Origin of the sequence: Pseudoduganella dura (assembly GCF_009727155.1) — a bacterium.
Classification (GTDB): domain Bacteria; phylum Pseudomonadota; class Gammaproteobacteria; order Burkholderiales; family Burkholderiaceae_D; genus Rugamonas; species Rugamonas dura.
In genome coordinates this window covers 1406755-1429639 of the sequence record NZ_WNWM01000002.1, presented here as the reverse complement: position 1 = coordinate 1429639, position 22885 = coordinate 1406755, and the positions used below count along the sequence as shown (strand labels likewise).

The window sequence follows — 22885 nt, the reverse complement described above, 5'->3', positions numbered from 1 at the left end:
TTTTTTCCTTAAGAATCAACAGGGTTGCGGCTTACCAGCCGCATTGCGCACAATATTGTCCACAGATTTTGTGCAGAAGGAGAGCAGCCCGGCCAGTCGAGCAAAAAAACCGGCAATTTCCTGCCATTGCCTCATTTTTGAGCTTTGTTATTTTATCCTTATAAATCAAAGACTTTCCAATCTCCGGAGTGCCTTGCCAACAATCTTATCAACAGTTACTGTGCAGAAGGCCGCCTGCCCGGGACGGGTCTTGCCGCGGTACTGCAAGCATTTTGCGCACATTGAAAATTACCTGCTTAAACAACGACTTGCATGCATGCCGGCAGCGTTGCCAACAATATTGTCCACAGAAGTTGTGAAGAACCCCGGGCGGCTGGCGGCATAGCCTTTGCTCAAAAAATGTGCTACAAAGTATTTTACTTATAAATCAATGACTTATAATGTTGAGTCGGCATTGCGCACAGTCTTTTCCACAGAATTTGTGCAAAACATGGCAGGCGATGGTGGCGCAGCGGCGCGCACGGGGTCCCAGGCGGGGACATCGTGCCTGTCCACACTTGCCGCCACCTCGGCAACACGCTACATTGCGCGTCTGCGCTTTTACAAGGAGTTCGTTTTGCTCGCCATCTTTCAAGCCGCCGGCTGGCCGATCTGGCCGCTGCTGATCGCTTCCATCGTTGCCACCGCGCTGGTCATCGAGCGTCTGATGACGTTGCGGCAGGCCCGGATCATTCCACCCAACCTGCTCGACGAGGTGGTGCGCGTCTACCGCAGCGGCAACATCACGCCCGAGATCCTCGGCAAGCTCGAGACCAGTTCGCCGCTGGGCGTGGTGCTGTCCGCCGCGCTGCGCAACGTCAGCGCGCCGCGCGAGGTGATGAAGGAATCGATCGAGGAAGCCGGCAGCGGTGTCGCCCACACGCTGGAGCGCTTCCTGACGACGCTGGGCACGATCGCTTCGCTGGCGCCACTGATGGGCCTGTTCGGCACGGTGGTCGGCATGATCGAACTGTTCGGCGCGGGCTCCGGCAGCAACAACCCCACGCAGCTCGCGCACGGCATTTCGGTGGCGCTGTACAACACCGGTTTCGGCCTGGCGATCGCGATGCCCACGCTGGTGTTCTACCGCCACTTCCGCGCGCTGGTGGACGGCTACGTGATCCAGATGGAGCAGCAGGCCGTGCGCTTCGTCGACGTGGTCCACGGCGCGCGCCAGTGAGCGCGCACATGCGTCCAGGTACAGGGGGGCAAGGCACATGAATTTTCGCAAGGGTGCGCGCCGGGAAGACCCGGAGATCAACCTGATCCCGTTCATCGACGTTCTGCTGGTGATCCTGATCTTCCTGATGGTGACGACGACCTACAGCAAGTTCACCGAGCTGCAGATCACGCTGCCCACGGCCGATGCGCAGAAGGCGGCCGAAAAGCCGGAGCAGATCGACGTGACGGTCGATGCCAAGGGCAACTACACGATCAACGGCGAGCAGGTCTCGTTCCGCGACGTGGCCGGGCTGGCGTCGGTGCTGAAAGCGGCGGCGAAGCCGGGCAGCGACCCGGTGGTCGTGGTCAATGCCGACCAGTTCGCGATGCACCAGATGGTGGTCAACGTGATGGAGGCGGCGCGCATCGCCGGTTTCGGCAAGCTGACGTTCGCGGCGCAGACCGGGGCCGGCAAGTAAGCGTGGAAAACAAGGGTGGAAAACAAGCGTGGAAAACAAGCGTGGCCCGTCACGCCATCCCGTTCGCCCACGGCCGGCGGCTTCCGATCCACTGACTCGCGACCAATGAACCTCGAATCGACCCTCACCCGCGCCTGGCTCAGGCGCGGCCCGCTGGCTTGCGCGCTGTATCCCGTATCGCTGCTGTTCCGCGCGCTGACGGCCCTGCGCGGTTGGCTGTACCGGGCCGGCGTGCTGAAATCGAGCCGGCTGCCGGTGCCCGTGATCGTGGTGGGCAACATCTTCATCGGCGGCACGGGCAAGACGCCGCTGACGATCTGGCTGGTCGAGCGGCTGCGCGCGGCGGGCCTGACGCCGGGCGTGATTTCGCGCGGCTTCGGCGGCAAGGGCGGCGGGACAAGCCCCGCCGGGCCGCGCGCCGTCACCGCGCTGTCCACGCCTGCCGAGGCGGGCGACGAGCCGGTGCTGATCGCCACCCGCGCCGCCTGCCCGGTGTTCGTCTGCCGCGACCGCGCCGAGGCGGGCAGGGCGCTGCTGGCCGCGCACCCGGAAGTGAACGTGATCGTCACCGACGACGGCCTGCAGCACTATGCACTGCAGCGCGATGTCGAAGTGGTGCTGTTCGATGGCCGGGGCGTCGGCAACGGCTGGACCCTGCCGGCCGGGCCGCTGCGCGAACCGCCTTCGCGCCGGCGCGACGTCACCGTGGTCAATGCGCCGGCGCTGACGCCGCGCCTGGCGGCCAGGGTGGGCGGCCGCCCCTGGCAGATGGTGCTGGCGGGCGACTGCGCCGAACGCCTCGGCGACCGCCGCGACCGCGTACCGCTGCGCCATATCGGCGGGCGCGGGCGCGTGGTGGCGGCCGCCGGCATCGGCAACCCGGGGCGCTTCTTCCGCATGCTGGCCGATGCCGGGCTGGCGTTCCAGGAACTGCCGCTGCCCGATCATCACGATTTTCTCGACCGCCCCTTCGCGCACGTGGAGGCGGAAGTGATCCTGATGACCGAGAAGGATGCAGTAAAATGTGCGCACATCGAAGAACTGAGGAACGACCCCCGGCTGTGGGTCGTTCCGGTGAACGCGCAGATCGATGCCGCGCTCATCGAACACATTGTGGAGAAATGCCGTGGACGCACGTTTGCTTGACATCCTGGTCTGCCCTGTTTGCAAGGGCCCGCTGGAATACGATAAAAAAGCCCAGGAAATGATCTGCCGCGGCGACCGCCTGGCCTATCCGGTCCGCGACGGCATCCCGATCATGTGGGCCGACGAGGCCCGCACGCTGCAGGACACCGTCGAATAAGCGGGCGGCTGCCGTGACCTTCACCGTCATCATTCCCGCGCGGCTGGCATCGACCCGGCTGCCGGACAAGCCGCTGGCCGACCTTGGCGGCAAGCCGATGGTCGTGCGCGTGGCCGAGCGCGCCGCGCTGTCGGGCGCCGGCCGCATCATCGTCGCCACCGATCACCCGTCGATCCTGGCAGCGTGCGCCGCGCACGGCATCGCGGCGATGCTCACGCGCGACGATCATCCGTCCGGTACCGACCGTATCGCCGAGGTGGCGCGCGCCCTCGACCTGCCGCCCCAGGCGGTGGTCGTCAACCTGCAGGGCGACGAACCGCTGATCGACCCGGCGCTGCTGGCCGCCTGCGCCGCCCGCATCGGCGCCGATGTGCCGATGTCCACCTGCGCGCATCCGCTGCACGAGGTGGCCGATGCGTTCAATCCGAACGTGGTCAAAGTGGTACTGGACCGGGCAGGCCGCGCGCTGTATTTCAGCCGCGCCACGATTCCCTGGGCGCGCGACGCGTTCGCACAGGCGGCGCAGTCTCGTCCTGCCGCGCTGCCCGACGGCTACCTGCCGTTGCGCCACATCGGCCTGTATGCCTACCGCAACGATTTCCTGCAGGCGTATCCGCGGCTCGAAGTCTCCCCGCTGGAGAGCATCGAAGCGCTCGAACAGCTGCGCGTGCTGTGGCATGGCCATCCTATCGCCGTGCACGTCACCAACGCGGCGCCGGCACCCGGCGTCGATACCCCCGAAGACCTGGAACGGGTCCGCGCTCACTTCGCTTGAGCGTTTGACGTTTTTGCATGTCAAACGGCCTCCCGAAGTGGCGTAGGGCCGGCGTTTTGTGGTAAGTTTCGTCACAACTGACACACGTACCATCAAATTATTAAAATCGTTTTAGGAATCTTCATGCGTCTCATTCTGTTAGGACCACCCGGTGCCGGCAAGGGTACCCAGGCCAACTTCATCAAGGAAAAGTACAGCATTCCCCAGATCTCGACCGGCGATATGCTGCGGGCCGCCATCAAGGCCGGCAGCGAGTTGGGGATTGCCGCGAAAGCGGTGATGGATGCCGGCCAGCTGGTGTCCGACGACATCATCATCGGCCTGGTCAAGGATCGCCTGAAAGAAGCGGACTGTGCCAATGGCTACCTGTTCGACGGCTTCCCGCGCACGATCGCCCAGGCCGACGCGATGAAGGACGCCGGCGTGAAGATCGACTTCGTGCTTGAAATCGACGTGCCGGACGAGCAGATCATCGAACGCATGGATGGCCGCCGCTGCCATCCGGGCTCCGGCCGCGTGTACCACGTCAAGTTCAATCCGCCGAAGGTCGAAGGCCTCGACGACATCACCGGCGAGCCGCTGGTGCAGCGTGACGACGACAAGGCCGAGACCGTCAAGAAGCGCCTCGAGGTGTACCACAACCAGACCGAAGTGCTGCTCGGTTATTACAACGAGTGGGCCAAGTCGGGCGACGCAGCAGCCCCGAAATACCGCAAGATCGAGGGGGTCGGCGCCGTCGACCAGATCCGCGACCGCGCGTTCGCCGCGCTGGCGGAATAAGATTTCAAAAACGGACCCGCGCGGTCCGTTTTTTTTGCCGGCCCCCTTTGGCCGCAGCCGCAGTTTTCGTTTGCATCGTTTCGTTTGCCGCCCCGCGCGGCGTGATGAAGTTTGCGTAATTCGATAACGTTGGTTCACAAGAGGGGGACATATGGCAGCAGGTCTGTGGTTTGCGGTGGCGTGCGGCGTCATCGCGGTGATATACGGGCTGTGGTCGCGCAGCTGGATCCTGGCGCAGGATGCGGGCAACGCCCGCATGCAGGAGATCGCGGCGGCGATCCAGCAGGGCGCCGGCGCCTACCTCGCGCGGCAGTACCGCACCATCGCCATCGTCGGCGTCATCCTCCTCATTGCCATTTTCTACCTGCTCGGCGTGCAGACGGCGCTGGGCTTCCTGATCGGCGCGGTGCTGTCCGGCGCCTGCGGCTTCATCGGCATGAACGTGTCGGTGCGCGCCAACGTGCGCACGGCGCAGGCCGCCTCGATCGGCCTGAACCAGGCCCTGAACGTGGCCTTCAAGAGCGGCGCGATCACCGGGCTGCTGGTGGTCGGCCTGGGCCTGCTGGGCGTGGCGCTGTTCTACTGGATGCTGACCGCGTTCGCCAGCGGCGCCTACCCGGCGCCGAACCTGTCGCACCATGACGTGATCAAGCCGCTGATCGGGCTGGCGTTCGGCGCCTCGCTGATCTCGATCTTCGCCCGTCTCGGCGGCGGCATCTTCACGAAGGGCGCCGACGTGGGCGCCGACCTGGTCGGCAAGGTGGAAGCCGGCATCCCCGAGGACGATCCGCGCAATCCCGCCGTGATCGCCGACAACGTGGGCGACAACGTGGGCGACTGCGCCGGCATGGCGGCCGACCTGTTCGAGACCTACGTGGTGACCCTGATCGCGACGATGCTGCTCGGCGCGCTGATGATCACCGACATGCCCAGCGAGGCCATCCTGTATCCGCTGCTGCTGGGCGGCGTGTCGATCCTGGCGTCGATCGTCGGCTGCCTGTTCGTCAAGGCCAAGCCCGGCAAGAAGATCATGTCGGCGCTGTACACGGGCCTGTGGTGGTCGGCGATCCTGTCGCTGATCGGCTTCGCCGTCGTCACGTGGCTGGTGTGGACCGACTACGACATGCGCTGGCAGATGATGGGTGCGACCGTGGTGGGCATCGTGCTGACCGGGCTGATGGTGTACATCACCGAGTTCTACACGGGCACCGACTTCAAGCCGGTACGGCATATCGCCGAGGCATCCACCACCGGGCACGGCACCAACATCATCGCCGGGCTCGGCGTATCGATGAAATCGACGGCCTATCCGGTGCTGGCCGTGTGCATCGCGATCCTGGTGTCCTATGAGCTGGCCGGGCTGTACGGCATCGCGATCGCGGCCACGTCGATGCTGTCGATGGCCGGCATCGTGGTGGCGCTCGATGCCTACGGGCCGGTCACCGACAATGCCGGCGGCATCGCCGAAATGGCCGGCATGCCGGAATCGGTGCGGGCGATCACCGATCCGCTCGATGCGGTCGGCAACACCACCAAGGCCGTGACGAAAGGCTATGCGATCGGTTCGGCCGGCCTGGCCGCGCTGGTGCTGTTCGCCGACTACACCCATGCGCTGGACTCGCGTGGCATCGACATCCGCTTCGACCTGTCGAACCCGATGGTGATCGTGGGGCTGTTCATCGGCGGGCTGATTCCCTACCTGTTCGGCGCGCTGGCGATGGAGGCGGTGGGGCGCGCGGCGGGCGCGGTGGTGATCGAGGTGCGCCGGCAGTTCCGCGACATCAAGGGCATCATGGACGGCACGGGCAAGCCCGAGTACGACAAGGCGGTGGACATGCTGACCGCCTCGGCGATCCGGGAAATGATCCTGCCGTCGCTGCTGCCCGTGGTGGTGCCGGTACTGGTGGGCATGCTGCTGGGGCCGGCCGCGCTGGGCGGCATGCTGATGGGAACGATCATCACCGGCCTGTTCGTGGCGATCTCGATGACTACCGGCGGCGGCGCGTGGGACAACGCCAAGAAATACATCGAGGACGGCAACCATGGCGGCAAGGGCTCCGACGCGCACAAGGCGGCCGTGACCGGCGACACGGTCGGCGACCCGTACAAGGATACCGCCGGCCCGGCCGTGAATCCGCTCATCAAGATCATCAACATCGTCGCGCTGCTGCTGGTGCCGCTGCTGCCGACGACGGGCTGGCTGGCCGTGACGCCCGACCGGATACAGGCGAGAATGGTGGAGAAGAGCCACGTGGCGACGGGGGCGCCCCAGGCGCTGCCGGCGGCGCCTGCCGTCAGGCGCTGAGCGGACAGCCGGCGCCAGCCGCGCAGCGGTGCGGCAGGGCCCGGGAAGGGCGGCGTATCATGAGGACGCCGTTCCGCCTGGGGTCTGTCATGCCGCCATTCCGTTTCCCCGCTTTCCCTTTGTTCGCCGCCGTGCTGGCCGCCGTACTGGCATGCGCGCTTGTTTCGATGCCCGTGCTTGCGCGGCAGGATGCCGCGGCCGACCGGCAAGCCTATGCCAGCCTGCCCGTCTGCAGGCTCGGCGCGGATGGCCGCAGCCTGGAAACCGAGCCGTGCCGTACGGCCCCGGCGCAGCGGCCGATGCCCCGAAGACCGGTGCCGCAGCAGGACTACCGGGGTACCCACATCGGCATTCCCGATACCACGCCTGAAACACGGCCGGTGCTGCCTTCGGCCACGCTGGAGCCACGCTCGCCGTATCCGGCCGCCCCGGTGCCGCCGGTGCCGCCGGCCGTCAATCCATCCCCCGGCAATCCCTCTCCCTACACCAGTCCCGCCCCCGGCGCGTTCGCCACGCCGACGCCGACCCGGCCGTCGCCCACTGCCTGCGTGGGTAACGTCTGCCGCGATGCGGCCGGCACCACGTTCCAGGGCAACGGTACCGGCGTGACGAGAAGTGCGACGGGCCGGCATTGCACCACCGTGGGAGGCTTTGTCCGCTGCATGTAATGACGCTACAATGCTGTCAATTGACGCTTACGTAAACGTAAACCAAAGGAGACGGCATGCAGATCAGGGACAACGTATTCATCATCACCGGCGGCGCTTCCGGACTGGGCGCCGCGACGGCACGCACGCTGGCCGAAGCCGGCGGCAAGGTCGTGCTGGCGGACCTGCAGGCGGAGACCGGCGCGGCACTGGCGCTCGAGCTGGGCGGCCGGTTCGTGCGCTGCGACGTCACGCAGGAAGCGGACGGTATCGCCGTCGTGGCCGCCGCGCAGGAGCTGGGACCGTTGCGGGGCATCGTCAACTGCGCCGGCGTGGCGCCGGCGGCGAAAACGGTCGGCAAGGAAGGTCCGCATCCGCTCGACGCGTTCGCGCGCACGATCGGCATCAACCTGGTCGGCACGTTCAACATGTGCCGGCTGGCGGCCGATGCGATGAGCCGGCTGGAGCCGCTGGAGCACGGCGAACGGGGCGTGATCGTCAACACGGCCTCCGTGGCCGCGTTCGACGGCCAGATGGGGCAGGCCGCCTATGCCGCGTCGAAGGCCGGCGTGGCCGGGATGACGCTGCCGATGGCGCGCGACCTGTCGCGCAGCGGCATCCGCGTGATGACGATCGCGCCCGGCATCTTCGAGACGCCGATGTTGCTGGGCATGCCGGACGAGGTGCAGGAAGCGCTCGGCAAGATGGTGCCGTTTCCGCCGCGGCTGGGCAAGCCGGCCGAGTATGCGCACCTGGCGAAGGCGATCATCGAGAACGTGATGCTCAACGGCGAAACCATCCGGCTCGACGGTGCCATACGGATGCAGCCGAAATAAGGTAGCATTCAGTCACTGACACAGGCCACATGGCTGCGTTGCATTCGTCTTGCCGTACTGAAGTACTGTCTTCGACGATGCGCCTTGCCCTGCCTGTGTTAGCGGCTATAGTTACCAATCACCAAGAACGCGCGACCGCCGTCGCGCGTTTTGCTTTTTTGGGAGAACCGATGACCCGACTTTATTCCACGCGCGTGGCGCTGGCCGCGGCGCTGCTGTGCATCGGCCCCGCCGCGCTGGCGCAGGATGCCGCAGCCTTGCAGCGTGCCCCCGAAATCGCCACCGGCTATGCCGAGAAGCAGGGCGCCGTCGCACGTCGCTACATGGTGGCCGCGGCGAATCCGCTGGCCACCGAGGCGGGCTACCGGATGCTGAAACAGGGCGGCAGCGCGATCGATGCCGCGATTGCCACGCAGATGGTGCTCACGCTGGTGGAGCCGCAGTCGTCGGGCATCGGCGGCGGCGCATTCCTGGTGCTGTACGACGGCAGGAAGGTGCATTCGTACGACGGCCGCGAAACGGCGCCGATGGCCGCCACCGAGCGGTTGTTCCTCGACAAGGACGGCAAGCCGGTGTCGCGCGAGCAGGGCATCGTCGGCGGCCGCTCGACCGGCGCCCCCGGCGTGGTGCGCATGCTGGAACTGGCACACCGCAAGCATGGCAAGCTGGCGTGGGCGAAGCTGTTCGAACCGGCCATCGAACTGGCCGACAGGGGTTTCGCCGTGAGCCCGCGCCTGAACGCGCTGCTCAGGTATGACCAGGCGCGGCTGCCGCGCGACCCCGTCGCCGCGGCTTACTTCTACGACAGGGACGGCCAGCCGCGTCCGGTCGGCCATGTGCTGAAGAATCCTGAGCTGGCGAAATCGCTGCGGGAAATCGCCCGCGGCGGCGCCGACGCGTTCTACAAGGGCCGCATCGCGCGCGACATCGCCGCCAAGGTGGCGAACCATCCGACCAATCCGGGCCTGCTGACGGTGAAGGACATCGCCGATTACCGGGCGAAGGAGCGCGATCCCGTGTGCGCCGACTACCGCAAGTGGAAGGTGTGCGGCGCGCCGCCGCCGTCGTCCGGCGGCATCGCCGTGGCACAGATGCTGGGCATCCTCGAAAACACGCCGATCGCCGCCCATCCGCCGGTGGAGGGCCAGCTCGATGCCGAAGCGATCCACCTGTTCTCCGAGGCGGGGCGGCTGGCCTATGCGGACCGCAACCGCTACGTGGCCGACACGGACTTCATCCCCTTGCCGGGCAAGGGCATCGCGTCGATGCTGGACAGGAATTACCTGGCGCAGCGCGCCGCGCTGATCGGCGACAGATCGATGGGCAGCGCGCAAGCCGGCACGCCGCAGGGCATGCAGGTGGCGTGGGGCACCGACACGGCGCTCGACCGGCCCTCGACATCGCACCTGGTGGCGGTCGACCAGTACGGCGGCGGGCTGTCGATGACCACGTCCGTGGAAGACGCCTTCGGCTCGCGCCAGATGGTCGACGGCTTCATGCTGAACAACCAGTTGACCGACTTCTCGTTCGACGCGGCCGACGAGAACGGCCCGATCGCCAACCGCGTGCAGCCGGGCAAGCGCCCGCGCAGCGCGATGTCGCCCACGCTGGTATTCGAGCGTACGGGCGGGAACGAACCCGGCCGGCTGGTGCTGGCCACGGGTTCGCCGGGCGGCTCGACGATCATCAACTACGTGATGAAGGTGCTGGTGGGCACGCTGGACTGGAACCTCGATGTGCAGCAGGCCATCAGCCTGCCCAACTTCGGCAGCCGCAACGGCCCCACCGAGCTCGAAGCGGGCCGCGTGGGCGCCGACGTGATCGCCCGGCTGAAGGCCAGGGGCCACGAGGTGCGCGAGTTCGACCAGAACTCCGGGCTGCAGGGTATCGGGCGCATCCGCCGCGATGGCCAGGAGCTGTGGTTCGGCGGCGCCGATCCGCGGCGCGAGGGCATCGTCCGGGGCGACTGATCGCCCGGCTGGACCGGGTGACGGACTGGCGCGGCGCCGGCGTCAGGCTGGCGTGCCCGACGCGCCGGGCAGCCTGGCTGCCAGGCGCGGCAGGCGCAGCGTGAACGTGCTGCCCTGGCCCGGGCCGTCGCTGCGCGCCGAGATCGTGCCGCCATGGGATTCCACCAGGCGCCTGGCCAGTGCCAGGCCGATCCCCAGCCCGCCCTGGGTCCGGTCGGGCGTACGGTGGCCCTGGGCGAACAGGTCGAAGATCCGCGTCGCGAGCCCGGCGTCCAGGCCGATGCCATTGTCCGTGACCGACAGGCCGACATCGTCGCCGGCGACCGACAGCCGGATGTTGATCCGGCCGCCGTCGGGCGTGAACCTGGCCGCGTTGTCGACGATGTTGGCAAGCACCTGGATGATGCGCTTGCGGTCGCCGTCGATCATCGCCGGTTCCGACGGTAAATCCAGCACCAGTTCGTGGCGGCGCGCGTGCATCGATGGCGCAGCCTGTTCGAGCGCCTCGGGCAGGACATCGCGCAGGTCGAGCGGGCTTCGCACCAGCACGACCAGCCCGCGCGTTACGCGCGCCACGTCGAGCAGGTCGTCGATCAGCCCCTTCATGTGCCCGACCTGCCGCGCGATGACGGCGGCCGCGTGCCGGATGCGTTCCGGATCGTCGATGGCCAGCGTCAACAACTGGGCGGCGGCGCTGATCGGTGCCAGCGGGTTGCGCAGCTCGTGGGCCAGCATTGCCAGGAATTCATCCTTGGCACGGTTGGCATGGGAAAGTTCCGCGACCAGCGTCTCACTGTGCCGGTGCGCCTCCTCCAGCAGGCGGCGCTCGGTGGCGTCGCGCGTGAAGCAGCGGGTATAGCGCAGCGCGCCGTTTTCGATGCAGGCATTCGAATTGATGACGACGTGCCGGATCGATCCATCCCTGCAGCGCAGCCGGGCCGGCTGGTCGTGCAGCGTTTCGCCCGCCTGCAGGCGCCGCAGGATGTCGCCGATCACGGGCTGGTCGGCGTGGAACCTGGCGATATGGTGACCGATGTACTCTTCCCAGCGGTAGCCCAGCAACGCCAGTTCGGCCCGGTTTGCCCACAGGATCACGCCATCCGGGCCGACCCGGTGCAGCCCTTCGGCGGCATTTTCGACGAAATCGGCCAGTTCCCGTTCGCGCTGCCTGAGCGTGTACTCCGCTTCCCTTGCCCGGGCGACTTCGCCGCGCAGCGCGCGGTTTTCCTGCTCCAGCAGGGCCTGTTGCAAGGAGGCGTTCCGCCGGGGCGCCGCGTCCTCGTGGTGGTGCGGGCAGGCATGGTCGTGTTCCGCGCAGATGCGCCCGAAGGCGGCGGCCTGTTCACCGGTCGGGAACAATTCCCACGGATAGGCGCAGCACAGCGAAAACCGGCATTCCTCGCGCAGCGCGTTCCACAGCTGCTCCAGGCGCACCGCTGCGTCGTACAGGCCCTGCGCGCACAGCAGCGCCACCATTTCGCCAAAGGCATGTACCGGCTTTCCCGCCGCGGCGGCCCGGCGCACGACGGTGCCGATGGCGTCGTCGAAGCGCCGTTCGTCGGGCCAGTCGTCGATCATGAATTGCGCCAGCGCATCGGCTGCTTCCAGCATGACCAGTTCGCCCGGGAACCAGCCGCGCCGGCCGTCGAGGGAGCCGAGCCCCGCCAGCCGGCGGCGCAGCGCGCAGAGGTGGTCGTGCGTGGCGATGACGATCGCCGGGCCGCCCCCGCGCAAGCCGCGATCGAGAAACTCGGCGACCTCGGCCAGCAGCGCCTCGTCATCCTGGTAGAAACGCACGAAATGGGTCGCCCCGCTTGCGTCTTCCCGTACTGGCGGCGTATCGGTAATCATCTGGACTTTCCTTCCATGGACACCTGCTGCATGGCCGCGGGCGATTTGCTGGATCAGCTTGGGAAAACGCCCGGGGAGAGCGGTGGCCCCGGAGAAGGGGCGCCGGGTGCCTGCAACGCCGCGGTCATGTGTCCGAAATCGCGCTTGCGCCGCCTGCCTGGCTTTTGTGGGCAGAATATGCCCGTATCATATCACCCGGCCCAAGCGGGCGAGATACCCCTGGTTCCGATGATCTGCTCCGCAACCGACGCGGCCGGGGGGAGCAGCCGGAAGAGGCAACCAGGCAACAGTGCGGCACCGGGAGACCCTTCGGGACGTTCCCTGTCGTGTTACCCTTGGTAAATGGGAATGAAAAAAAAGACCGGCCTGATCCTGACCGGTGGGGGCGCGCGGGGCGCCTACCAGGTCGGGGTATTGCAGGCGATTGCGGAGATCCTGTGGGACGAAGGCTGGGCACCGGCGCGTTGCCCGTTCCAGATCGTCTGCGGCACCTCGGCCGGCGCCATCAATGCCACCGCGCTGGCCTGCCGTGCCGACAACTTCGGCGAGAGCGTGGCCAAGCTGATGGATGTGTGGTCCCACATCACCGTCGAGCAGGTGTACCGCGCCGATTCGCTCGGCGTGCTGCGCTCCGGTGCGCGCTGGCTGTCGCTGCTGTCGTTCGGCTGGCTGCTGCGCAAGTGGCGGGCGGCGCCGCCCGCGTCGCTGCTGAACAACACACCGCTGGTCAACCTGCTGCACCGCATGCTCGACCTGCCGCGGCTCGACGGCGTGCTGCAGGAAGGGCTGCTGCACGCGGTGGCCGTCACCGCGTCGTCCTACACGGGCGGCCAGCACATCACGTTCTACCAGACCGCCGCCGAGATCGCGCCGTGGATCCGCATGCAGCGGGTGGCGCTGCAGGACCAGATCGGCGTCGAACACCTGCTGGCCTCTTCCGCGATCCCGTTCATCTTCCCGGCCACGCCGCTGTATGTGGGCGGCCAGCGCGAGTACTGCGGCGACGGCTCGATGCGCCAGCTGGCGCCGATCTCGCCGGCGATCCACCTGGGCGCGACCAAGGTGCTGGTGGTCGGCGCCGGCCGGCTCACCGAGAAGGCGCGCAACGGCGGCGGGGAGGCGGCGCGCTATCCCAGCCTGGCGCAGATCGCCGGCCATGCGCTGTCGTCGATCTTCCTCGACGGCCTGTCGATGGACATCGAACGCCTGAACCGCATCAACAGCACGCTGTCGATGCTGCCCGCCGACCTGCTCGAACGCACGCCGCTGCGGCCCGTGGAGCTGCTGGTGATCGCGCCATCCGAGCGGCTGGACGATATCGCGGCGCGCCACGTGGGCAGCCTGCCGGCGCCGATCCGGGCCATGCTGTCGGGGATCGGCGCGACCGAGGCGCGCGGCGCCGCGCTGGCATCCTACCTGCTGTTCGAATCGAGCTACACCAACGAGCTGATCCGCCTGGGCCAGCGCGACACGCATGCCCGGCGTGCCGACGTGCTGGCGTTTTTCGGTAACTGACGGCTTGACATGATGACCTGGAGCGTGCGCCACTTTCTGCCGTGCCTGCTGCTGGCGCTGCCCCTGTTCTGCCAGCTGGCGGCGGCCGCGCCGCCGCGCACGCTGCGCTTCGAGCAGCTCAGCGTGCAGGATGGCTTGCCGCAGGAATCGGTGCTGGCCATCGTGCAGGACCGCCAGGGCTTCATCTGGTTCGGCACGCAGGGCGGCCTGGCGCGCCATGACGGCTACCGCACGGTGATCTACCAGCATGCGCTGTCCGATCCGCACAGCCTGTCGCAAAACTGGGTGCGCGTGCTGCACGTGGACCCGGCCGGCCGCCTGTGGGTCGGCACCGACAACGGCCTGGACCTGTTCGACCCGCTGGCCCAGCGCTTCACGCACTACCGCCCGGTTGAGCCGCGGCAGCGCGGCAACGGCAACCTGCACGTGCGCGCGATCGTCGACGACGGCGCCGGCGGCCTGTTGATCGGCACCGCCGACGGCCTGCAGCAATTCGACCCGGAGACCGGCCGGTTCACGATCCGCCACCACGTGCCGGGCGACGCGGGCAGCCTGGCGCACGACCAGATCAATGCGCTGGCACGCGACAGCGCGGGCCGGCTGTGGATTGGCACCCCGGCCGGCGTGGATCTGCTGCTCCCCGGCGCTGGCGGGATGGTGCACTTTACCGTCAGGGCACCCGGCAGGCAGGCCGTGGCGGTGCAGTCGCTGCTGGCCGACCGCGACGGCACGCTGTGGGTCGGCACGCACGCCGGCATGGAGCGCTGGCGAATGACGGCGCAGGCCGACGCGCCGCGGCGCGAGCGCCTGCCCGACAGTGCCGGGCTGCCGGCCGGCAGCGTGACGAACATCTACCAGGATCCCGACGGCACCGTGTGGGCCGGCATGCGCAACGACGGGCTGTTCCGCTGGCAGCCCGAAACGGGCCGCTTCGCCGGCTACCGCCATGAGCTGGGCGATGCGCACAGCCTGGCCGACGATTACGTGTCGGCCCTGTTCCGCGACCGCACCGGCACGTTCTGGGTCGGTACCTGGTTCAACGGCGTGAGCCGCGTGGACCTGTCGAGCGGCGGCTTTGCCCGGCTGGTGAAGAACCCGGACCAGCCGGCATCGCTGACCGACAACCGGGTGCGTGCGATCGTCGATGCCGGCGGCGGCAAGCTGTGGGTGGGCAACAACGACGGCCTCAGCCTGTACGATCCGGCCACCGGGGAGAGCCGGCTGTATCGCATGCCGCACGTCGGCAACGGCACCAGCGACGCGAACGTGACGGCGCTGTGGCGTACGCCCGGCGGCACGCTGTGGGTCGGCAGCCGCGCCGGGGTGCGCCGCTTCGATCCGGAAGATGGCCGCTTCGGGCCGGCGCTGCTGTCGCGCGGGAACCCGGAGCTCGACACGGTGCGCTATGTCTACGGCGACCGGGCCGGCACGATCTGGGTGTCCAGCAAGGCGGGGCTGTATGCGCTCGATCCGGCCACCGGCGCGATCCGCGCGTTCCGCCACGACCCGCGCGACCGCGCCAGCCTGGCCGACGATGTCGTGCGGCCGGTGCTCGAGGACAGCCGCGGCAACCTGTGGGTGGGCACCTTCAACGGCGTGGCGATGCTGGAGCGGGGCACCGGGCGCTTCCGGCACTTCCAGCACGATCCGCGCGATCCCGGCAGCCTGTCGCACAACGAAGTGCACTACCTGCACGAGGATGCGCAGGGCACGCTGTGGGTGGGCACCGCCTCCGGCCTGAACCGGATGCGGCAGACCGCCGCCGGCGTCACCTTCCGCCGCTACACCCGGCAGGACGGGCTGGCCGACGATGCGATCGCGGCGATCCTGCCGGACCGCCAGGGCAAGCTGTGGCTGTCGACCAACAGCGGCCTGTCCAGCCTCGACCCGGCCACCGGCCGGGTGCGCAACTACTCGGGTGCGGACGGCACGATCGAGGGCGCGTATTTCGACGGTTCGGCCTTTGCCGCGCCGGACGGCACGCTGTACTTCGGCGGCTTCAACGGCATCACCGCGTTCGACCCGGCGGCCGTGCGCCCGAACGGCATGGCCCCGAGGGTGGCGATCACCGATTTCCAGATCTTCAACCAGACGGTGCGCCCCGGCGTGGCACGGCCGGACGGCGATGTGATCCTGCGCCGCGCGATCGAGGCCACGTCCGCGTTGACGCTGGATCACCGCGATTCCGTGTTCTCGCTCGAATTCGCGGCGCTGCATTACGCGTGGCCGCAGAACAACCGCTTCGCCTACCAGCTCGAAGGCTTCGACCGCGACTGGGTCAGCACCGGCGTCGCCAAGCGCTTCGCCACCTATACCAATCTCGACCCGGGCCGCTATGTGTTCCGCGTGAAGGCCGCCAACAAGGATGGCGTGTGGGGCGAGCCGACCGAGCTGGCGATCACGATCCTGCCGCCGGTGTGGCGCACCTGGTGGTTCCGCACGCTGGCGCTGCTGGTGCTGCTGGGCGGCGTGTTCGGCCTCTACCGCGCACGGACGCACGTGCTGCGCAGCCAGCACATGCGCCTGGAGCAGCAGGTGAGCCTGCGCACGGCCGAGGTGGAGATGAAGAACCGGCTGCTGATCGAGCAGAAGCACGAACTCGAGCAGCGCGACGAACGGCTGCGCCATGCGGCGCAACGGGCCGAGGACGCCACGCGGCAGAAGTCCGAATTCCTCGCCAACATGAGCCACGAGATGCGCACGCCGCTGGCCGGCGTGATCGGCATGCTGGGCTTCGCGCTGCGCGACCGGTCGCTGCATGCCACGACCCGCGAGCAGATCGAGCGCGGGCAGACCAATGCGCAGTCGCTGCTGTCGATCATCAACGACCTGCTGGACTTTTCCAAGATCGAAGCGGGCAAGCTCACGGTCGAGACGATCGACTTCGCGCTGGCCGCCACGGTGGAGAACGTGGCCAGCCTGTTCGAGGAACAGTCGGCGGCGCAGGGCGTGGAATTTCGCATCGACTACGGGCGCGACCTGCCGCACTTCGTCGTCGGCGATCCGACCCGCCTGCGGCAGGTGCTGGTCAACCTGGTGGGCAACGCGTTCAAGTTCACGCAGCGCGGCCATGTGATGCTGCGCGTGGAGCGCATCGGCAGCGGCGACGGGGGCTGCGCGCTGATCCGCTTCACGGTCGAGGATACCGGCATCGGCATCCCGCCCGCCGAACTGCCGCGGCTGTTCGAGAAATTCGAGCAGGCCGATGCCACCACCACGCGGCGCTACGGCGGCACCGGCCTCGGGCTGGCGATCTGCCGCCAGCTGGTGGGGCTGATGGGCGGCACGATCGGCGCGCTCAGCACGCCGGGCGCCGGCAGCGTCTTTTCGTTCACGCTGCCGCTGTGCGACGGCGTGCCGCCCCTGCTAGCGCCGCAGGCGGCCCGCGAACCCCACACGCACCGGCTCAAGGTGCTGTGCGCGGAAGATTTTCCGACCAACCAGATCATCATCCGCATGATGCTGGAAGACCTGGGCCACGGCGTGGACATCGTGGGCAACGGCGCGCTGGCGGTGGCGGCGTGCGCGCAGACACGGTATGACCTGATCCTGATGGATGGCCGCATGCCGGAACTGGACGGACCCACGGCCACGCGCGCGATCCGCGCCGGCGGCCCGGCCGGGGCGCCCGTGTGCGACCGCGACCTGACGATCATCGCGCTGACGGCCAACGCCAGCGAGGAAGACCGCAGCCGCTACCTGGCATCGGGCATGGACGATTTCCTCACCAAGCCGATCGACGAAGGCGCGCTGCACCTGCAGCTGGCGCGGGCCATCGAGCGCCAGCTGGCGCGCGGCATCGTGCTCGACCCGCTGCCGCCGCTGGTGCCGCCGCACGGGGCGGCGCCGCGCCCCACCGTGGCGGAACTCGATGCGATGTTCGGCATCGACGGCGGGCAGCCGCCGGCGGCGCCGGCGCCCGGCATCGACGCGGCCGGCGCGCTGCGCCTGCGGCTGCGCGATGCCTTCCTGGCCGACCTGCCGGGCAAGCTGGACGAACTGGACGCGGCCCTGGGCGCCGCCGACGCCGACGCCGCCGGCCGCCTGTTCCACGGCATGAAGGGCAGCGCCGCCTACCTGCAGGAGATCGAACTGCAGGCCCTGTGTGCCGAGCTGGAACGTGCTGCCGACCGCGCGCTGTGGCCGGCGATCCGGCACAAGCTGCCGCGGCTGCATGCGCTGCTGGGGCGGCTGGTAGCGCCGAGCGGCGGCAGCGCATGAGCTCGTGTCACATCGGTGCCAGGCACCGTGTGACATGTGTCGGGCTTGCGGATGAGCTCGTGTCACATCGGTGCCAGGCACCGTGTGACACGGACTCGACTGCAAGGCGGCATTTCCGTGCGCCGGCCCTGTGGTTATAATCGCAGCGCGCCGGCGCGTGGCCGGATGGGGAGAGTGATGAAAGTTCTGGTAGTCGACGACGACGTGGTGTCGCGGATGATGCTGATGCACCTGATCGACAGCTGCGGCCGCTATGACATCGTCGAAGCGGAGGATGGCGCCGATGCGTGGCAGCAGCTGGCAGCGGGCTTGCGGCCGGCCGCCTGTTTCTGCGACCTGCGCATGCCGCGGCTGTCGGGCATGGAGTTGCTGCAGAAGGTGCGTGGCGACAGTGCCCTGGCCGCGCTGCCGTTCGTGGTGGTGTCTTCCGCCAACGACCGCGACACGGTGGAACTGGCCCTGCAGGCCGGCGCCACCGGATACATCGTCAAGCCGTTCGAACCGGCACAGGTGCGGGCGCAACTCGCGGCCCTCGATGCTCTCGATGCGGCGGCGCCGCTGCACGCCGAGGCGCCGGCCGCCACGCTGGCGCGGCTGGGCATCGATGCCGACCGGCTGCAAGCCTACCTGGCCGGGTTCGAGACGCAGCTGCTGGCCGCCAGGACGGAAATCGAAGGGCTCCTCGCAAGCGGCGCGCGCGACGAGGCCGCTGTGCGGCTGGAGCGGCTGCGCGGCGGTTGCGCCATGCTCGGCCTGCACGGGGCCGCCGCGCTGCTGGCCGAGGCGCCCGCCACCGCGGCCGCGCTGGCCCCCGCGCTTGCGGCCGTGCTCGACATGGTGCGCCGCCAGGCACAGCGCCTGCGTGGCTGAGTGTTCCCGAGTGTTGCCCAATCTTCCGCATGGTCCCGGATACCCGCGTGACCGCGCCCGGGCGGGCAACGGCGCGCGGCGCGGTCCGCGCTTGTTCGCCGGCTGATTCGCGCCTACAGTAAGTGGCCAGTCCAACCATCCATCACGGGGCGATCATGGACCATTCCCTCCACGGTTCGGCCAGTGCGCACGCCGATCCGTTCGCGCACGCCCACCTGCCGCCCGCCGGTCTGTGGCCCGAACTGCTGTGCGAACTGCCCGGGCTGTGCTATCCGCCGAGGATCAACTGCGTTGCCGAGTTGCTGGATCGCCAGGTGGCGGAAGGATGCGGCGCGCGCCTGGCGCTGGCCGGCGACCATGCGCAGTGGACCTATGCGCAGCTGCAGGAACATGTCGACCGAATCGCCCATGTGCTGCGCGGGCCGATGGCGCTCGTGCCTGGCAACCGCGTGCTGCTGCGTGGCACCAATACCTTGTTGATGGCCGCCGCCCTGCTGGCCGTGCTGAAGGCGGGGCTGGTCGCCGTGCCCACGATGCCGCTGCTGCGCACGCGCGAGCTGGCCGCGATCGCGGCGAAGGCGCAGGTCGATGCCGTGCTGTGCGCGGCTGCGCTGCGCGCCGATCTCGATGCCGTGCCGGACCTGCCGCCTGTCGTGTATTTCGGCCCCGGCAGCGATGCCGGCGACGGACTCGAAGCGCTGATGGCGCAAGTGCCGGCCACGTTCGCCCCCTGCGACACCGCGGCGGACGACGTGTGCCTGATCAGCTTCACTTCCGGCACCACCGGCGTGCCGAAAGGGACCATGCATTTCCATCGCGACGTGCTGGCGATCTGCGACTGCTTTCCGCGTTACACGCTGCGCTCGCGGGCGTCGGACGTGTTCATCGGCACGCCGCCGCTGGCCTTCACGTTCGGCCTGGGCGGGCTGCTGCTGTTCCCGTTGCGGGCAGGGGCATCCGCGGTGCTGCTGGAAAAACTCACGCCCGAAACGCTGCTGGCGGCCATCGAACGGTACCGCGCCACGGTCTGCTTCACGGCGCCCACCTCGTACCGGCAGATGGCGGCGCTGGCGCCGCGGTACGACCTGTCCAGCCTGCGCGAAACCGTGTCGGCCGGCGAAGCGCTGCCGGTGGCCACGCGCGAGGCCTGGCGGCGGGCGACCGGGCTGGCCATGATCGACGGCATCGGCTCGACCGAGATGCTGCACATCTTCATCTCCGCCGCCGGCGACGAGGTGCGTGCCGGCGCCATCGGCAAGGTAGTGCCCGGCTACCGCGCCTGCGTGCTCGACGCGCGGGGCAACCCGGTGGGGCCCGGCGTGGTGGGACGGCTGGCCGTGAAAGGGCCGACCGGCTGCCGGTACCTCGACGATGCGCGGCAGAAGGATTACGTGTGCAACGGCTGGAACCTTACCGGCGACGCCTGCGAGATGGATGCCGACGGCTATTTCTACTACCGTTCGCGCACGGACGACATGATCGTCTCCGCCGGCTACAACATCGCCGGCCCGGAAGTGGAAGACGCGCTGCTGCGCCATCCGGCCGTGGCCGAATGCGGCGTGGTGGGGCGGGAGGACGCGGAGCGCGGGCAGGTCGTCGAGGCGCACGTGGTGCTGCGGCCCGGATTCGACGCCACGCCTGCGCTGGCGGCGGCGCTGCAGGCATTCGTCAAGGGCGAGATCGCGCCCTACAAGTACCCGCGCCGCGTGGTGTTCGCGGCCGCGCTGCCGCGCACCGAGACGGGCAAGCTGCAGCGCTTCCGGCTGCGCCAGTCATGAACGTGCTCTGCATCGGCGGCGGCCCGGCCGGGCTGTACAGCGCATTGCTGCTGAAGAAGGCGGTGCCGGCACGGCGCGTGGTCGTGGTCGAGCGCAACCGGCCGCACGACACGTTCGGGTGGGGTGTCGTGTTTTCCGACCAGACGCTGGACAGGCTGGTGGCGGCGGACGAGCCGAGCGCGCGCGGCATCCTGGCAGCGTTCAACCACTGGGACGACATCGAGGTGTTCTTCAGGGGCGAACGGGTGCGCTCCGGCGGCCACGGGTTCGCCGGCATCGGCCGCAGGCGGCTGCTGGCCATCCTGCAGCGCCGCTGCGAGGAACTGGGCGTGGAGCTGGTGTTCGAAACGGAAGCCACGGACGAGCAGGCGCTGGCGGCACGCTACGGGGCCGGCCTGGTGATCGCCGCCGACGGCCTGCACAGCCGCATCCGCGCACGCCATGCCGAAACGTTCGCGCCGCGGGCCGATGCACCGGAAGCGCAGCCGCGGTGCCGCTTCGCGTGGCTGGGCACCACGCAACGGTTCGACGCCTTCACGTTCGATTTCCGCGAGACGCCGCATGGCTGGTTCCAGGCCCACATCTACCAGTTCGAGGCCGGCACGTCGACCTTCATCGTGGAGGCGCCGGAAACCGTGTGGCGCGCGGCCGGGCTGGAAGAGATGACGCAGCAGGAATCGATCGCGTTCTGCGAGCGGCTGTTCGCCGACCGGCTCGACGGCCACCCGCTGCTGTCGAACGCGGCCCACCTGCGCGGGCCGGACATGTGGCGCCGCTTTCCCCGCATCGTGTGCGATCGGTGGGTGCACTGGCATGCCGGGGCAGCCGCCGCGCCGGTCGTGCTGGTGGGCGACGCGGCGCACTCGGCTCACTTCTCGATCGGTTCCGGCACCAGGCTCGCGCTGGAAGACGCGATCGCGCTGGCCCGCTGTATCGACGGTGACGGCGACCTGCGCGCGGCGCTGGCCGCCTACGAAGCGGAACGCGCCGTCGAGGTGCTCAAGCTGCAGAGCGCGGCGCGCAATTCGATGGAGTGGTTCGAGAACGTGGCGCGTTACGCCGCCCTGGCGCCGCCGCAGTTCGCCTATGCGATGCTGGCGCGCAGCCAGCGCCTCTCGCATGAAAACCTGCGCCTGCGCGACGCGGCGTACGTGGCGGACTACGAGCGCTGGTTCGCGCGGCGGGCCTTTGCGCAGGCGGGACTGGCGCCGCCCGCGGACCTGGCGATTCCGCCGATGTTTACGCCGTTCAGGGTGCGCGGCCTGGTGTTGAAGAACCGTATCGTGGTATCGCCGATGGCGCAGTACAGCGCCGTGGATGGCGTGGTCGGCGACTGGCACCTGCTGCACCTGGGCGCGCGCGCGGCCGGCGGCGCCGCGCTGGTGATGGCGGAGATGACCTGCGTATCGGCCGATGCGCGGATCACGCCCTGGTGCCCCGGCCTGTACGCGCCGGAACACACGCGCGCATGGCGCCGCGTCGTCGACGCGGTGCATGCCGCGAGCGATGCGATGATCGGCATCCAGCTCGGCCATGCGGGCGCCAAGGGTTCCACCCGCGCGATGTGGGACGGCATCGACCGGCCGCTCGCCGAGGGCAACTGGCCGCTGGTGTCGGCATCGCCGCAACAGTACCTCGAAGGCGTGTCGCAAATATCGCGCGAGATGACCGAAGCCGACATGAACCGGGTGGAAGCCGATTTCGTGCACGCCGCGCGCGCGGCGGACGAGGCGGGCTTCGACTGGCTGGAACTGCACTGCGCGCATGGTTATCTGCTGTCGTCGTTCATCTCGCCGCTGACCAACCAGCGCGCCGACGAGCATGGCGGCAGCCTGGAAAACCGCTGCCGCTTCCCGCTGCGCGTGTTTGCCGCGATGCGCGCCGCGTGGCCGGCGCACAAGCCGATGAGCGTGCGCATTTCGGCGCACGACTGGGTGGAAGGGGGCATCACGCCGGATGACGCGGTGCTTGTCGCCCGGCTGTTCAAGGCGGCCGGGGCGGACGTGATCGATTGCTCGTCCGGCCAGGTCAGCAGGCGGGAACAGCCCGTGTTCGGCCGCATGTACCAGGCCCCGTTCGCCGACCGCGTGCGCAACGAAGCCGCCATCGCGGCCATGGCGGTCGGCGCCATCCACGAGGCGGATCATGCCAACGGCATCATCGCGGCTGGCCGCGCCGACCTGTGCGCGGTCGGGCGGCCGCACCTGGCCAACCCGGCCTGGACGCTGACGGAAGCGGCGCGCATCGGCTACCGCGCGATGCCGTGGCCGAAACAGTACCTGGCCGGCAAGGCACAGCTGGAACGCAATCTGCAACGCGAACGATCCTGAACAACGAGAATCGATCGGACAAAAA

The 22885-nt window shown here is 68.7% G+C and carries 16 protein-coding genes; 15 read left to right on the top strand and 1 reads right to left on the bottom strand.

Translation table 11 applies throughout. The features are described 5' to 3' along the window. Positions 1-616 precede the first annotated feature (616 nt). The 10 genes from GJV26_RS06425 (at position 617) to ggt (ending at position 10295) form a co-directional block, all read left to right on the top strand. Complete coding sequence (locus GJV26_RS06425; protein ID WP_155708103.1) at positions 617-1219, top strand: MotA/TolQ/ExbB proton channel family protein; 603 nt, start codon at positions 617-619, stop codon at positions 1217-1219. A 37-nt stretch (positions 1220-1256) separates the two neighbouring features. Next, positions 1257-1679: an ExbD/TolR family protein gene (locus tag GJV26_RS06420; RefSeq protein ID WP_155708102.1), complete on the top strand. Its 423-nt coding sequence runs from the start codon at positions 1257-1259 to the stop codon at positions 1677-1679. Positions 1680-1784: 105 nt separating this feature from the next. Then, entirely contained in the window at positions 1785-2825 is a 1041-nt protein-coding gene (gene lpxK / locus GJV26_RS06415; RefSeq protein ID WP_155708101.1) for a tetraacyldisaccharide 4'-kinase, read from the top strand. Next, positions 2806-2982 (top strand): Trm112 family protein, encoded by a 177-nt coding sequence (locus tag GJV26_RS06410; protein ID WP_189441713.1) that lies wholly within the window; start codon positions 2806-2808, stop codon positions 2980-2982. The genes lpxK and GJV26_RS06410 overlap by 20 nt, the downstream gene beginning before the upstream one ends. Before the next feature lie 13 nt (positions 2983-2995). Further along, on the top strand, positions 2996-3757 hold the full coding sequence (kdsB, locus tag GJV26_RS06405) for a 3-deoxy-manno-octulosonate cytidylyltransferase (protein ID WP_189441715.1): 762 nt from the start codon (positions 2996-2998) through the stop codon (positions 3755-3757). A gap of 123 nt (positions 3758-3880) precedes the next feature. After that, positions 3881-4537, top strand: coding sequence for an adenylate kinase (gene adk / locus GJV26_RS06400; RefSeq protein WP_155708099.1), 657 nt, complete (start codon positions 3881-3883; stop codon positions 4535-4537). A 151-nt stretch (positions 4538-4688) separates the two neighbouring features. Further along, the gene (locus tag GJV26_RS06395) at positions 4689-6842 is read left to right on the top strand and encodes a sodium-translocating pyrophosphatase (RefSeq protein WP_155708098.1); all 2154 of its coding nucleotides are present in this window, start codon (positions 4689-4691) and stop codon (positions 6840-6842) included. A gap of 89 nt (positions 6843-6931) precedes the next feature. Continuing rightward, the gene (locus tag GJV26_RS06390; RefSeq protein ID WP_155708097.1) at positions 6932-7510 is read left to right on the top strand and encodes a hypothetical protein; all 579 of its coding nucleotides are present in this window, start codon (positions 6932-6934) and stop codon (positions 7508-7510) included. Between the two features lie 56 nt (positions 7511-7566). Further along, positions 7567-8325, top strand: coding sequence for a 3-hydroxyacyl-CoA dehydrogenase (locus GJV26_RS06385; RefSeq protein WP_155708096.1), 759 nt, complete (start codon positions 7567-7569; stop codon positions 8323-8325). A 170-nt stretch (positions 8326-8495) separates the two neighbouring features. Beyond that, positions 8496-10295, top strand: a complete 1800-nt coding sequence (gene ggt, locus GJV26_RS06380; protein WP_155708095.1) for a gamma-glutamyltransferase — start codon at positions 8496-8498, stop codon at positions 10293-10295. A 42-nt stretch (positions 10296-10337) separates the two neighbouring features. On the opposite strand, the gene GJV26_RS06375 is transcribed toward ggt, so the two are convergent. Beyond that, complete coding sequence (locus tag GJV26_RS06375; RefSeq protein ID WP_155708094.1) at positions 10338-12146, bottom strand: ATP-binding protein; 1809 nt, start codon at positions 12144-12146, stop codon at positions 10338-10340. A gap of 342 nt (positions 12147-12488) precedes the next feature. Here GJV26_RS06375 and GJV26_RS06370 point away from each other — a divergent pair, with 342 nt between their 5' ends. From GJV26_RS06370 to GJV26_RS06350, 5 genes are all read left to right on the top strand, one after another. Beyond that, the gene (locus GJV26_RS06370; protein ID WP_155708093.1) at positions 12489-13661 is read left to right on the top strand and encodes a patatin-like phospholipase family protein; all 1173 of its coding nucleotides are present in this window, start codon (positions 12489-12491) and stop codon (positions 13659-13661) included. Positions 13662-13670: 9 nt separating this feature from the next. Then, positions 13671-17882: a two-component regulator propeller domain-containing protein gene (locus tag GJV26_RS06365; protein ID WP_155708092.1), complete on the top strand. Its 4212-nt coding sequence runs from the start codon at positions 13671-13673 to the stop codon at positions 17880-17882. 177 nt (positions 17883-18059) lie between these two features. Then, entirely contained in the window at positions 18060-18752 is a 693-nt protein-coding gene (locus GJV26_RS06360) for a response regulator (RefSeq protein ID WP_155708091.1), read from the top strand. Between the two features lie 155 nt (positions 18753-18907). After that, the gene (locus GJV26_RS06355; protein ID WP_155708090.1) at positions 18908-20530 is read left to right on the top strand and encodes an AMP-binding protein; all 1623 of its coding nucleotides are present in this window, start codon (positions 18908-18910) and stop codon (positions 20528-20530) included. Next, the gene (locus tag GJV26_RS06350) at positions 20527-22860 is read left to right on the top strand and encodes a bifunctional salicylyl-CoA 5-hydroxylase/oxidoreductase (RefSeq protein ID WP_155708089.1); all 2334 of its coding nucleotides are present in this window, start codon (positions 20527-20529) and stop codon (positions 22858-22860) included. Before GJV26_RS06355 ends, GJV26_RS06350 begins: the two co-directional genes overlap by 4 nt. Positions 22861-22885 lie beyond the last annotated feature (25 nt).

Excerpts from the sequence above, each read along its gene's own strand:
- GJV26_RS06360 (WP_155708091.1), top strand. The coding sequence starts at position 18,060 with ATGAAAGTTCTGGTAGTCGACGACGACGTGGTGTCGCGGATGATGCTG.
- GJV26_RS06375 (WP_155708094.1), bottom strand. The coding sequence starts at position 12,146 with ATGATTACCGATACGCCGCCAGTACGGGAAGACGCAAGCGGGGCGACC.
- ggt (WP_155708095.1), top strand. The coding sequence starts at position 8,496 with ATGACCCGACTTTATTCCACGCGCGTGGCGCTGGCCGCGGCGCTGCTG.
- GJV26_RS06350 (WP_155708089.1), top strand. The coding sequence starts at position 20,527 with ATGAACGTGCTCTGCATCGGCGGCGGCCCGGCCGGGCTGTACAGCGCA.
- lpxK (WP_155708101.1), top strand. The coding sequence starts at position 1,785 with ATGAACCTCGAATCGACCCTCACCCGCGCCTGGCTCAGGCGCGGCCCG.
- GJV26_RS06370 (WP_155708093.1), top strand. The coding sequence starts at position 12,489 with ATGGGAATGAAAAAAAAGACCGGCCTGATCCTGACCGGTGGGGGCGCG.
- GJV26_RS06420 (WP_155708102.1), top strand. The coding sequence starts at position 1,257 with ATGAATTTTCGCAAGGGTGCGCGCCGGGAAGACCCGGAGATCAACCTG.
- GJV26_RS06355 (WP_155708090.1), top strand. The coding sequence starts at position 18,908 with ATGGACCATTCCCTCCACGGTTCGGCCAGTGCGCACGCCGATCCGTTC.
- GJV26_RS06395 (WP_155708098.1), top strand. The coding sequence starts at position 4,689 with ATGGCAGCAGGTCTGTGGTTTGCGGTGGCGTGCGGCGTCATCGCGGTG.
- GJV26_RS06385 (WP_155708096.1), top strand. The coding sequence starts at position 7,567 with ATGCAGATCAGGGACAACGTATTCATCATCACCGGCGGCGCTTCCGGA.
- GJV26_RS06365 (WP_155708092.1), top strand. The coding sequence starts at position 13,671 with ATGATGACCTGGAGCGTGCGCCACTTTCTGCCGTGCCTGCTGCTGGCG.
- adk (WP_155708099.1), top strand. The coding sequence starts at position 3,881 with ATGCGTCTCATTCTGTTAGGACCACCCGGTGCCGGCAAGGGTACCCAG.
- GJV26_RS06390 (WP_155708097.1), top strand. The coding sequence starts at position 6,932 with ATGCCGCCATTCCGTTTCCCCGCTTTCCCTTTGTTCGCCGCCGTGCTG.